9 protein-coding genes are annotated in these 12,510 nt (G+C 59.9%); 7 read left to right on the forward strand and 2 right to left on the reverse strand.

The window, feature by feature from the left end:
- Positions 1-73 precede the first annotated feature (73 nt).
- Positions 74-1,645 (reverse strand): lysine--tRNA ligase, encoded by a 1,572-nt coding sequence (gene lysS, locus CCONF_RS09950; RefSeq protein ID WP_290223280.1) that lies wholly within the window; start codon positions 1,643-1,645, stop codon positions 74-76.
- 162 nt (positions 1,646-1,807) lie between these two features.
- Between lysS and CCONF_RS09955 the strand changes: the two genes are divergently transcribed.
- The 3 genes from CCONF_RS09955 to CCONF_RS09965 all read left to right on the forward strand — a co-directional run bounded on the left by CCONF_RS09955 (position 1,808) and on the right by CCONF_RS09965 (position 6,409).
- Complete coding sequence (locus tag CCONF_RS09955; protein WP_290223281.1) at positions 1,808-3,877, forward strand: PhoX family protein; 2,070 nt, start codon at positions 1,808-1,810, stop codon at positions 3,875-3,877.
- 143 nt (positions 3,878-4,020) lie between these two features.
- Positions 4,021-5,016 (forward strand): HNH endonuclease signature motif containing protein, encoded by a 996-nt coding sequence (locus CCONF_RS09960; protein ID WP_290223282.1) that lies wholly within the window; start codon positions 4,021-4,023, stop codon positions 5,014-5,016.
- The gene (locus CCONF_RS09965; RefSeq protein ID WP_290223283.1) at positions 4,931-6,409 is read left to right on the forward strand and encodes a recombinase family protein; all 1,479 of its coding nucleotides are present in this window, start codon (positions 4,931-4,933) and stop codon (positions 6,407-6,409) included. The genes CCONF_RS09960 and CCONF_RS09965 overlap by 86 nt, the downstream gene beginning before the upstream one ends.
- A gap of 378 nt (positions 6,410-6,787) precedes the next feature.
- Here CCONF_RS09965 and CCONF_RS09970 read toward each other — a convergent pair.
- Positions 6,788-8,013, reverse strand: a protein-coding gene (locus CCONF_RS09970; RefSeq protein ID WP_290223284.1) for an IS3 family transposase whose coding sequence is annotated in 2 segments (ribosomal slippage) — positions 6,788-7,734 and positions 7,734-8,013 — 1,227 coding nt in all. Because the reading frame shifts where the segments join, the coding sequence is not laid out codon by codon here.
- Positions 8,014-8,428: 415 nt separating this feature from the next.
- On the opposite strand from CCONF_RS09970, the gene CCONF_RS09975 reads away from it, so the two are divergent.
- The 4 genes from CCONF_RS09975 to CCONF_RS09990 are packed head-to-tail and all read left to right on the forward strand — an operon-like array spanning position 8,429 to position 11,384.
- Positions 8,429-8,962, forward strand: coding sequence for a hypothetical protein (locus CCONF_RS09975; protein ID WP_290223285.1), 534 nt, complete (start codon positions 8,429-8,431; stop codon positions 8,960-8,962).
- 3 nt (positions 8,963-8,965) lie between these two features.
- The gene (locus CCONF_RS09980; RefSeq protein WP_290223286.1) at positions 8,966-9,136 is read left to right on the forward strand and encodes a hypothetical protein; all 171 of its coding nucleotides are present in this window, start codon (positions 8,966-8,968) and stop codon (positions 9,134-9,136) included.
- Positions 9,137-9,634 carry a hypothetical protein gene (locus tag CCONF_RS09985; RefSeq protein ID WP_290223288.1) on the forward strand — a complete coding sequence of 166 codons (498 nt, stop codon included), beginning with the start codon at positions 9,137-9,139 and terminating at the stop codon, positions 9,632-9,634.
- A 34-nt stretch (positions 9,635-9,668) separates the two neighbouring features.
- A complete protein-coding gene (locus tag CCONF_RS09990; RefSeq protein ID WP_290223290.1) occupies positions 9,669-11,384 on the forward strand; it encodes an AAA family ATPase in 1,716 nt (571 codons plus the stop codon).
- The last annotated feature ends 1,126 nt before the right edge of the window (positions 11,385-12,510 follow it).

Consider the following 12,510-nt stretch of genomic DNA (forward strand, 5'->3'; position numbering starts at 1 on the left):
CCTTAGAAAAGCTAAAACAAAAACGCAGACCAGAGATATTAGCCGCATTTCACTGGTCTGCGCAAAGAGCCTTTTAGCTTTGCTCAGGCTTGACGATGGGGAACAAGACCGTCTCGCGAATGCCCAGGCCGGTCAGGGCCATCAGCAGGCGGTCGATGCCCATGCCGGTGCCGGCTGTCGGCGGCATGCCCTGCTCCATCGCGGCGAGGAAGTCCTCGTCCAAGACCATGGCCTCCTCGTCGCCGCCGGCGGCCAGTCGGGCCTGGTCCTCGAAGCGCTCGCGCTGGATGACCGGGTCGATGAGCTCGGAGTAGCCGGTGGCCAGTTCGAAGCCGCGCACGTAGAGGTCCCACTTCTCGGTCACCCCGGGCTGGGAGCGGTGCGAACGGGTCAGCGGGGAGGTCTCCACGGGGAAATTCTTGACGAAGATCGGGCCCTCGAGCTGGTCCTCGCAGAGCACCTCCCAGATTTCCTCCACCAGCTTGCCGTGGCCCCAGCCGGTGCCGACCTCAAGGCCGATGACGTCGGCGATGCCCTTGAGCTCCTCCACGGAAGAGTCGATGGTCACCTCCGGCTGGCCCGGGAACTTGCGCGCCAGCGCCTCGTTCAGCGAGGGGTACATCTCAATCTCCGGCCATTCCTCGCCGCCGAAGTCATACTCGGTGCCGTCTGCCAAGGTGACCTTCTGCGAGCCGAAGACCTCCTGAGCCACCGCCTGGATGGACTCCCGGGTGGTGCGGGCGCAGTCATTGTAGTCGCCCCAGGCCGCGTAGGTCTCGAGCATGGCAAACTCCGGCGAGTGGGACTTGTCGATGCCCTCATTGCGGAAGTTGCGGTTAATCTCGAAGACGCGATCGATGCCGCCGACCACGGCGCGCTTCAGGAACAGCTCGGGCGCAATGCGCAGGTAGAGGTCGATGTCCAGGGCGTTGGAGTGGGTCACGAACGGGCGTGCCGCCGCGCCCCCGTGCAGGGTCTGCAACATCGGGGTCTCGATCTCGTTGAAGCCCTGGGACTCCAGGTAGTTGCGCAGGGCGCGCACGACCTTGATGCGGATCATGGCGTTGTCGCGCGCTTCCTTGCGCATGATGAGGTCGTTGTAGCGCTGGCGCACGCGGGTGTCCTCCGCCATGTCGGCGAAGGAGACCGGCAGCGGACGCAGGGACTTCGAGGCCATGGTCCACTCGGTGGCCATCACGGACAGCTCGCCGCGGCGGGAAGAGATAACCCGGCCGGTCACGGAGATGAAGTCGCCCAGATCGACGTCCTGCTTCCAGGCGTCGAGGCTCTCCTTGCCTACCTCGGCCTGGGAGAGCATGGCCTGCACCTGGGTGCCGTCGCCGTCCTGCAGCGTGGCGAAGCACAACTTGCCGGTGTTGCGCATAAAGATAAGGCGCCCGGCGATGGAGACTACGTCCTCGGTCTCCTCCCCTACCTCCAGGTAGGTCACGCCTTCTTCCGAACCGGCGGCCTCGTCCTCAGCCAGCACGCGGTACTTGGCGCGCAGGTCGGCCAGGGAGGTGGTTCGGGCTACCGACACCGGGTAAGCCTCGGTGCCGTCAGCGAGCAGACGGGCGCGCTTGTCGCGGCGGATCCGTAGCTGCTCCGGGATGTCTGGGGTCTCATTCTTCTTTTGCTCGCTCACGCCCAACAGAATACCGCATGCCATCTGCAGCGGTGTTAACCCGTTCTTCATGAACACGTCGTCCGATAGCAACGCGAATCTCACCCCTCAGTTACTTCACCGAACTAAGTTCTAGGCGCAACTTTCCATGACTTTCTGTAATCGAATTTGGAGCATTCACCCATGGCACTAAAGGGCCGTAATCTACTCAGTTCCTTGTTCACCTCCTCCCGTTCCAGCCTGACCTGCACCTACAAGTGCGGCAACGCCTGCTTCGGCGAGGCGGACAACCCCACCACCAACCCGTACTTCGGCGATCAGTTCAGCCGCCGCACCGCGCTGCGCGCCGGCGGCCTGGGTGTTGTCGCCGTCGGCGGCAGCGCCGCCCTGGCCGCGTGCTCGGCCCCGGAAGATAATGCCGGTGGCACTTCTTCTACCACCACCACGGAAGCCGAGGTGGAGCTGACCTCCGCCGAGGGCATGAAGTTTGAGCCGGTCGAGCCCAATACCAAGGACGAGGTCGTCGTGCCAGAGGGCTACCAGCAGTCCGTGCTCATCGCCTGGGGCGATCCGGTCATCGAGGGCGCGCCGGAATTCGACGTTAAGAACCAGACCTCCCAGGACGCGGAGAAGCAGTTCGGCTTCAACAATGACTTCGCCGGCCTGGTGGATCACCCGAACGATCCGGAGCGCTTGGTCTACGTCTGCAGCCACGAGTACACCACCGAGCCGCAGATGTTCCCCGACTACGACGCCGAGAACCCCACCGAGGAGCACGCGAAGATCGGCTGGGCCAACCACGGCCTGACCGTGCTGGAGGTCTCCAAGGCGGAAGGCGGCAACCTCAAGCGCGAATTCGGCCCGCTCAACCGCCGCATCACCCTGACCACACCCTTCCGCCTGACCGGCCCGGCGGCTGGATCTAAGTACGTGAAGACGGACAAGGACTCGGAGGGCACCACCATCTCCGGCACCATGGCCAACTGCTCCGGCGGCGTTACCCCGTGGGGCACCATCCTGTCCGGCGAAGAAAACTTCGACGCATACTTCGCCAACGCTAAGGTCGACGACGAGCGCGCGCAGAAGTCGCTGGACCGCTTCGGCTTCGAGGACAAGCCCTCCCAGCGCAAGTGGGAGCGCTTCGACGACCGCTTCGATATTTCCAAGACCCCGAACGAGCCGAACCGCTTCGGCTACGTCATCGAGCTGGACCCGCTCGACCCGCAGTCGACCCCCATCAAGCACTCCGCCCTGGGCCGCTTCAAGCACGAGGCCGCCAACGTGCACGTGACCAAAGACGGCACGGTGGTCACCTACTCCGGCGACGACGCCCGCTTCGAGTACATCTACAAGTTCGTCTCCTCCCGCAAGATTAAGGAGGGCGACACCCGCCACAACATGACCATCCTGGACAACGGCACCCTCTACGTCGCCGAGATGAAGGGCAACTCCCCGGAGGAGGAGATCGACGGCTCCGGTGTCCTGCCGGAGGACGGCAAGTTCGACGGCACCGGCGTGTGGAACAAGCTGCTGACCGTGGAGGGCGACAAGGCCGAGTCCCACGTGGACGGCTTCAGCGCCGAAGAGGTCGCCATCTTCACCCGCGAGGCCGCTGACAAGGTGGGCGCGACCAAGATGGACCGCCCGGAGGACGTGGACATCCACCCGCAGACCGGCAAGGTCTACGCCGCCCTGACCAACAACTCCTACCGCGGCGCCACCGGCGAGGACGCGGAGAAGAACCAGGAGGACCCGAAGGAATGGGCCCCGATCAAGGAGAACAAGAACGGCATGGTCATGGAGATCTCCGACGACCACGCCGGGGAAAAATTCACCTGGAACCTCTTCCTGGTCTGTGGCGACCCGGCCACCGCGGACTCCTACTTCGGCGGCTTCGACAAGGAGAAGGTCTCCCCGATTTCCTGCCCGGACAACCTGGCCTTCGACTCCCACGGCAACCTGTGGATTTCCACCGACGGCAACGCCTTGGAGTCCAACGACGGCCTGTACGCGGTCACCACGGAAGGCGAGACCCGCGGCGAGCTCAAGTGCTTCCTCACCGTCCCGACCGGTGCGGAGACCTGCGGGCCCATCGTCACCGACGAGCGCGTCATGGTCAACGTGCAGCACCCGGGCGAGGACGACGAGGCCGCCTTCGACGAACCTTCCTCCCACTGGCCGGACGGCAGCAATTCCACCCCGCGCCCGGCTGTCGTGGTCGTGTGGAAGGATAACGGCAACATCGGAGTATAAATCCTGAGCCCAGGCATCCCGCCTGGGCTCCTTTTTCGGATAAATTTTCGAACACTTTTGCTAACTGGGTAGCGCAATGTCAGTCGGGCACGTATTATTCGAGTTAGTTAGAACAAATTAGCTAACTCACCACCGGGGGAATAATGCAGCCCTACTACACCGTCAATACTCCCTACTGTCCGACTGCTACCGCCTGCACCACCTACCGCCGCAACTACTACCACCTCTGGCAAGACCTCCGCCCTGCTCGCAGCGAGGATGACGAGCTCGCCATCAAACGCTTAGCCCTAAAAACCGGCGTCTCCTTCGGGCGCGCCCGGGATTATTGCGAGAGCCTAGAACGGCTCGACACCTTGCCGGAGTTGAAACAATTAGTCGAAACCCTCCACCACATCGAGTTCAAGCAACTCACCCTCATTGATTCCGTTCTCAACAAGCTAGGCGCCACCCCGGCACCCGAGTCGCTCGCGCGGATCGACGCCGGGATTACCGCCTACCTCACCCCCACGCAGCCCGCCCAGGCCCTGCCCTCCCACGAGCCGCCCCCACCGCACTATTCTGCCGGCCCCGTCGGCGCCAACCGGGGCGAGATTGTCGCGGAATACGACGCGGAAACCACCGCCGCCATGGACACGGCCATCCGGAAGGTCGCCAAGGACAACAACGTCAGCCCGGCCAAAGCGCTGGCCGGGCTCGTGCTGGGCAAGTACGGCTCGCCGCGCGTCGTCCTCAACATGTTCATGGCCCAAGACCTCCCAGACAGCGGCGGGTTCATCGACGGCTACGGCTGGGTCGACGCGGACACCGCCCACCGCATGGCCGAAAAATCCGACCACCAGCGCGACATGGCGGCCGCGGCCGTAAAGCGCAGCCCGAACTACCAGACCCCGGAGGACATCAAGGCCTTTCTCAACGGTCGGGACGGCTACTGCCGGTACCCGGGCTGCAGCACCCCCGCCGTCCGATGCCAGAAAGACCACTGTAAGGACTTCCGCGACGGCGGGGCTACCGCCGCGAGCAACCTCATGGGTGGATTGGTGTACAACTATCTATATGGCCCAAAAGACCACCCCTACAGCGCTGCCCGCCGGTATCTACGTGCGCATTTCCCTAGACAAGCACGACGGTGCCGGTGTTGAGCGCCAAGAAGAAATGTGCCGTCAATTGGCCGCCGAGCATGGCCTTGAGGTATCCCGCGTGTATTCTGATAACTCAATTTCTGCCTATACGGGAAAGACGCGCCCCGGCTTTATTGACCTCGTAGCCGACGTTAAGGCCCGCAAGATTGGCGCGGTGCTATCGTTCGCACCCGACCGCATTAGCCGCAACGTGAGCGAATACGGACTGTTTAAGGCCACGCTTAAGAACATGCATTGCCGCCTTATCTATGTCAATGGCGGCGAGCAGGCCCTAGACGACCCCAACGCCGACCTTATTAGCACCATGCTGTCGGGTGTAAGCCAATGGGAAAGTGCGATTAAATCCACCCGTGTAGCTGCCGCCTTTGCACAGCACCGCAGCCGTGGGGACTATCCCACTAAGCCCAACCGGCTGTTTGGATACACCCGCAGCGGTGAGCCTCACCCCACCGAGGCGGCCCTTGTACGAGACGCGGCAACCCGTATCTTGGCAGGGGAGTCGCTACGCCGTATTGCCCGTGAATGGGAGGAAAAGGGCGTGACCACAACCAGCGGCGGCCGCCCCAATGCACAGAACTTACGCAAAAGCTTGCTAACGCCAACAATGGGCGGGTTTACGCACTATGGGTTAAAGAAAAAGGACTACACCGCCGCCGAGTGGGAGAAGTTGAGCGCGTGGGAGAAGCTCGGAATCATTGGCCGCGGCAATTGGGAGCCGGTGCTCGACCCCGAGGTATGGCAGGCGCTGTGGGCACATCTGACCAACCCGGCACGAAAGACCAACCGTGTAGGCAACGCCCCGCAACACTTGCTTAGTGGAATTGCGCTGTGTGGAAAATGTGGCGCGCCCATGTCCTGCCGTAAAAAGTGGTACAAGAAAAAAGGTGAGGGACAGCCCAAGCGTGTCTATTGGCGCAAGTCCACCGGCGGCGGTCACCCCACCCGCATTGCCGACCCGTTAGAGCGCTATATCACCGATCTTGTCCTTGCCCGGCTTTATCAAGCAGACATTATCGGGGACTTGGCCGCCGGTGTGGATACGGATCGCCGCGCCGAGCTGACAGCCACACGCGATATGGTGCGCGGGCGTATGGCCGACCTTGAGCAACAGGCCACGCTAGGAAACGTGGGCATGGACCAGTTTGGCCGTATGAACAAAGCGTTAACAGAACAGCTTGAGGCTATCGACGCCGAGCTTGTAGAGCTGGCAGGCGCGGGCGGTGTCTTATCCGAGGTCGCCGGGGTGACAGACGTTCGCGCATGGTGGGCAACGGCGACACTTGAGTTAAAGCGTGAACTTATCCGAGCGCTTATGACCATCACCATAGAGCACACCGGCGGCCCGCAATCTAAGTTCAATCCAAAGTTTGTAACCGTAGATTGGAAGGTGTAGCTATGGCCTCGCGCGTACTGAAAATTAAATGCAAGTGTCGGCCTACGCCACAGGGTACGCCTAGACCGGTATCCAATCTCATGTGGCTTAAGCAATCTGCCCACGCTAATCGCTACATGGCACCGCCTTTTGACCGGCAGGTACGTAACGCTGTGGTGACCGATCACGGGCACCAGCCCAATGAGCCTGTAGGGGAGAACGTCTACACCTTGGAATGTACCAAGTGTCGCCGCGTGCATACGGTGAAGTTTGCACAGCTCGTTCAGTGGTGGGGCGATTATCTTAATGGGGGCACCCCCTCGGTTGAGTTATAATCGACTACAAGTTATAATGCGAGCACAACTTGATTGAAGCGTCCTGGGTTTAGTTCCGCTTCTTTTACGGCCCTGTGTTGATGGGCTGGGTGAGATAGTACTCGGTTTCTACTTCCTGTGGGGTGGCGTAGTCCAAAGCTTCATGAAGCCGCTTGGTGTTCCACCAATGCACCCACCGCAAGGTGGCCAGTTCGACTTCTCCGACCGAAGTCCACGGGCCTTGGGCGTGAATGAGTTCAGCCTTGTAGAGCCCGTTGACTGTTTCGGCTAGTGCATTGTCGTAAGAATCGCCGACTGTTCCCACACTCGGGCGGATTCCGGATTCCGCTAGCGCGGTGGAATACTTCAGTGACACGTACTGGCTGCCCCGATCGCTATGGTGAATTAACTGGTTTCCATGAATTCGTCCTGCAGTCGTTAACGCATGTTCCAATGCCTCCATGGGCAGCGCATCGGTACGCATCGTCGAGCGTGTAGCAACGCCAACAATTTTTCGGCTGTAGACATCCACGACAAACGCGGTGTAGGCGAATCCTGACAGGGTGCGAACGTAGGTAATGTCGGCAACCCAAAGCCTGCCTGGTGCCTGCGCACGGAAGTTTCGGCGCACAAGGTCCGGGCGATGATCCGGTGTCTTCGGGCTGATCGTTGTTACTGGGGTTCGCCCACGTCTGCGGCCAGAAACACCTGCTAGCTTCATCAGTCGTGCAGTCTTGTCGCGACCAATATGAAAGCCTTCACGGTTCATCGCGTGCCACATTTTGCGGATGCCGTAGACCGAGAAATTCTGCGCATGCACACGCTGTATCTCTGGGATGAGAAGGCTATCGCTTAAGGCCCTTGCGCTGGGAACACGAGTGGTGGCTTTGCGGTAGCCGCGTGAAGTAATGAATCCACGATCTGCTTGTTTAAGGACTCGGCAGATGGCCTCGACCCCAAACTGATCTTTATACGTGTCGATGTAAGAGATCATTTGGTCGTGGGTCGGTCGAGTTCCGCTGCGAAAAAAGCCGAAGCAGCCTTAAGAATCCCGTTTGCTCGCTTCAGCTCACGGTTTTCGCGGCGCAGACGCTTGATCTCTTCTTCCATTGTTTCGCCGCCTGACGCGTCGGAGTCATCACGTACTGAAGCGCTGTCACGGTACCAAGCCCGCAACGTGTGGTGAGATACTCCAAGCAGCTCACCGACCTCCGTGTAGGCGCGTTGCAGTGAGCAAGACTCCAGGCGAACCATTTCGATGATCTGATGGACCGCCTTCTCCTTGAACTCGACGGAGTGCTTCCTAGGCATAGTTCCCAATCCTTCCTTAGCTGAGGTAGGAACTAAACCCAGGACGCTTCAGATCGGCGTGGTTACCAAACGAGCCTTTACCAGCGTCAATGCTAGGTAAATGGTATTCACCACACTAAGCCGCGGGGAGCCTCCATACCCTGCCTAAACGGTGGCCTAACAACCTTTCTTCCGAGAAAGGTCTGAAAGGTATGCCGAAAATGGCCCCTAAAAGTTCACCAGTACAACACGTTATGGGGCGTCTTATCGCTCAAAGGCGCTGGCACCCAGATACCGACACCACCGAGCTGGAACAAGACCTAGCCGCGTGCCGAATCAGTGAGTACGCCCGCAAAATCATGGCCGACGCGCCCGCCCTTACCCAATCTCACATTGACGATATAGCCGCCATTTTGTCTAAGGCGGGTGCATAGCTGTGACCGTACCTAATTTCTTTGAAGGTATGCACCCCGGTGAACAAGTGCGTGCACTCACTGGCATGGTGTTTGAACACGTGCGTAGGCACTATAACCATTCCGAGCGCACTAATGACCTTGTGTGTGAGGCTATCGAAGTCTTGCAGTGGCTTCGCGTGCCAATAATCCGCTACTGCGGCGAACCATTGGCGCACTCCTGCACTGACAAACACCTTGTAGGAGTCATCGACCACGGCGACCCCAAGTGTTTGGTTACTAGCGTGGACATTGAGAGCGCCCGCGGCGGTGACGACACGACCCGAAAGTTCTGTGTCACCCTCAAGTCTGACGACCGCGACGAAACGGAACGCTATTTCGATTCCGTTTACGACTTCATGCCGGTTTTGGTGGGAATTGGCTACTTTGCTAAGACTCGCCCCGGCCGACCGGTCACATGGACAGACCTTGAGGCCGTGGTTGAGTACGCCGGGTCTGACGAGCCAATCGACCCATGGGTATGGGAATGGGCACCACTCGCCAAGGCGGGTGCATAGGCCATGACCGCACCCGCAATGACGCCTACGCAGCGCGCCGAATATATCCGTCTTTCTTTCGCCACGCTGGACACCCTCGCCGCCGCCGACAAGGCCCGCCGCGCGCCTGCACTAAGCCCCGAGCGGCGCGACCGCGTGGTATCCATCTACCGCGCCAATAAGGCGGTGGTGTAGGTGGCAAAGCTCATTCCGTTCTATCTCATGCCCGGCACCTATGTGACGGTGCGCATGTTCGACGGCACCTATATCCATCGCTTTAAGGTGCTTGGCAAGTCCGATGGCACCTATCGCGCTATTGGCTTTGACATGCCGCTGAATTGCGACATTGGCGACATACGCCGCTGGCTTGGCGGCAGACGCCTTAAAGGCCATAAGTGGGAATGCAACCCTGAGTTTCCCAAGCGTTTACCCGACGTTAAGCCGGTAGTGACTGAACGGGGGACTTGGCACCCCGTTGGCTACCTCACCACCCCGCGAGAGGCCAAGCGCCTAGGCGGCCGCCCCATTAATGAGCACACGCCCAACATGCTTAGCCCTGCCGCCCTAGACGTGGTGCAGATATTGGAGCAGCAAGAGCGCATGAAAAAGGCCCCCGCCGAAAGGACTCACAACGAGGGCCACCATGCCACCACCAACAACAAAGAAAGTGACAGTTACTATGGTAACCCATAATCTTGAGTCCACCGAGTCAAAGGCGCTTAGCAAGGTGCGAAAACTCACCAAGCAAGAGCGTCAATCACTCAACGACAAGTACAGCAGAGACCTCAACGAGACGCTTAAGAGACTCGGGTTTGAGAGTCGAACCGATGTACTTGACGACGGCACCTATCGCAACGCCCTAGTCGCTCCCGGCGGCGATGAACAGGTGCTATGCCAAAGTTTGTACGGTGGCTATGACGTGCTTTCTCCCGTTGGCTTTACCAACGCCAAAACCGGTGAGGTTGTACGTTTCAAGGCCGGGGAACACGTGGACGCCATAGAGCTTTACGCCGGTGTGCGTGGTATGACTCCCGACGAATACGGGCGCGTTCTACTAGACAACGAACTTGCACGTGAGCGTGTTGAGGCCACCAAGCGAGAGCGGGCGCGTCTTGAGGCGCGTGAGGCCGCCGAGCAAGAGCGCATTGAACAGCGTGCCGTACGCCTTGGAATCACGCCCGGCGACGGCTGGCAAGGCAACGAGAGCGCCTATAGTGACGTGCTCACCATGCTTGCCAACGGCACGTTGGAACAGCCCACCGCCGAGGTTGTCTACCGTAGCGACCATGTAGGTATGTTCTACCCCGGTTGCACGCACACCGTCTTTGGCGAACCGGGCGTGGGTAAATCATGGGTAGCCCAATTCTCATGTGCCGAGCAGCTCAAGCGCGGCGGGCATGTCCTTTACCTTGACTACGAGAGCAACTTTAGGCAGGTAGCACAGCGCCTATACAACCTCGGGGTGCCTGTTTCTGCCATGCGTGAGCGGTTGACCTATCGCGGCGCAACCGGTGACCCGGCCAACCCCGGCACCACGCTCGAGCACCCACACACGCCCCACGACGGCAACACCATGGCCGAGGCCATTTACACCAAGTTCACCGAGCTTATTGGCGCGCACCCCTACACGCTTGCCGTCATTGACGGCGTGGCAAGTGCCATGAGCGCGGGCGGGTACGACAACAACAGCAACGACGACGCGGTGACCTTTAGCCGTGAGCTACCCGAGTTCATCGCCAACCACAGCGGCGCGGCCGTGCTCATGGTTGACCACGTGACCAAGGCAGCAGGCAACCGACGCTACGCCATGGGCGCGGGGCAAAAGCTGGCACGTGTCACCGGCGCGTCGTTTCGTGCCGACGCTATCGACACCGATGACCCCAACAGGCACCGCCTTGCGCTGTATGTCACGAAAGACCGCAACGACGCCGTGGTGCTGGAAAGTGAGCTAACCAGCGAGGGGCACCTTTTCGGTCATTTTGTATGGGAGCGCGGCAACGTCTTTGGCAAGAATGACAACGCCATTACCGCCGGAATTGAAAACCCGGCCACAGCTCAAGCGTGGGAGAAACGAGAGACCGCCAAGGTGCTTGCCGCCGAAGCGGGCGACATTGACCAAGCCGTTAACGCGGCCGGGCTTAGCCAACCGGAAACTATAGCGGTGTTGCTGGCACACCTCGGCCAAGGTGAGGCCATGACAACCAAGGAACTACGCACACAGCTAAAGCAGGACGCACCGCAGTTCTTTGACGGCCTCAAGCGCAACTTTACCCAACGCCTCAACAGGGTACGCGGCGGAAAAGACAAGGCCGTCGTCTCACTAGGTGGCAATGGCGCAAGGATCAAGGCCAATACGGACGTGTTCACCGAGGATATGGTGGGCTTGCTTCACCGCCTACAAGCCCCGGTAGACGACGCCGAGGCCAACCAAGACACCGCCTAGTTTGTCCGCAAAAGTGGTGCACCAAGAGGGAGCAGGTGCACCACTTTTGCACCGGTGCATTTTTGGTACACTTTCGCCCAAGTGCTAGACCACTTGCACCACATTTTACCCCCTATATGCGCAGCTCACACCACTTAACGCTCAATTCAAAACGGTGGTGCACAAAAGTGAAAAGTGCACAACCCTTTTGACCTAGCAACGCCTTGGTGCAGTGCGCCTTTTAAGGCGCACACCACGGGGCTATGGCGGTGTGGACATGGTGCAAGACAAAGAAAACAGGGGAGTCAAGTCGAGACCAATGAGCCGAGACGAGACGAAACCAAGCAAGGCTGTGTGGACACCTCAAGGCTGTGGACTACTTATTGCTTCCGCTGTGTTGACGTGTCTCACGCCGCGGCCGCGCGTAGTAAGCAACGGCAACGAAAGATGGAAATGAATAACTACACACATCGCGTATAATGTCCATTGGCCTAGTCTCCGGTCTCAAGCCGGGGTGGGGGGTGACTCCCCTCGGCCCCGGCCCCTCTATGCCTCCGGTATATGGACTTTTGTACCGCGTAACCCAAATGCTCGGAACCGGAACAACCTAATTCCCTTACAGCGGTGCATAGAACGTGCATAAAATGGCCGTAGAGCACCAACACGAAAAGGAATGACAGCCGTGACTAGCCCCCAAGCACCCCGCAAAAAGCGCGATAAGACCAACGCCCCCTATGCCTTTTCCCACTCATGGCGAAAAAAGGTAAAGACGTGGCGTAGGAAATTAGAGCGCGACCCCGCCCTTGCCGTGTGCTGGCTGTGCGGTGGCACTATCGACATGAACTTGCCACCAACGCACGGCCGGGCGTTCACCCTTGACCACCTCGTACCCTTGAGCCAAGGCGGCGAACTTATGGGAGATGTAAAACCAGCGCACCGGTCCTGCAACTCGGCTAGGGGCAATGGACGGCGTACCCGCCGCGGGCCTAATCCACCTACTTTGCTGGACTGGTAGACCACGCCGAGGGGCAAACAGCGCGAAATCAACGCCTAGCGTGGCCGTGGAAGCCCTCAGCTCCCGGCGGTAGGCAACTTATCCACCCATGCCCTACAAGCCGCGACAGGGGTACACAGCGCGTCCTAGCGC

It is taken from the genome of Corynebacterium confusum (genome assembly GCF_030408715.1).
GTDB classification, from domain to species: domain Bacteria; phylum Actinomycetota; class Actinomycetes; order Mycobacteriales; family Mycobacteriaceae; genus Corynebacterium; species Corynebacterium confusum.

Excerpts from the sequence above, each read along its gene's own strand:
- CCONF_RS09960 (WP_290223282.1), top strand. The coding sequence starts at position 4,021 with ATGCAGCCCTACTACACCGTCAATACTCCCTACTGTCCGACTGCTACC.
- CCONF_RS09980 (WP_290223286.1), top strand. The coding sequence starts at position 8,966 with ATGACCGCACCCGCAATGACGCCTACGCAGCGCGCCGAATATATCCGT.
- CCONF_RS09955 (WP_290223281.1), top strand. The coding sequence starts at position 1,808 with ATGGCACTAAAGGGCCGTAATCTACTCAGTTCCTTGTTCACCTCCTCC.
- CCONF_RS09965 (WP_290223283.1), top strand. The coding sequence starts at position 4,931 with ATGGCCCAAAAGACCACCCCTACAGCGCTGCCCGCCGGTATCTACGTG.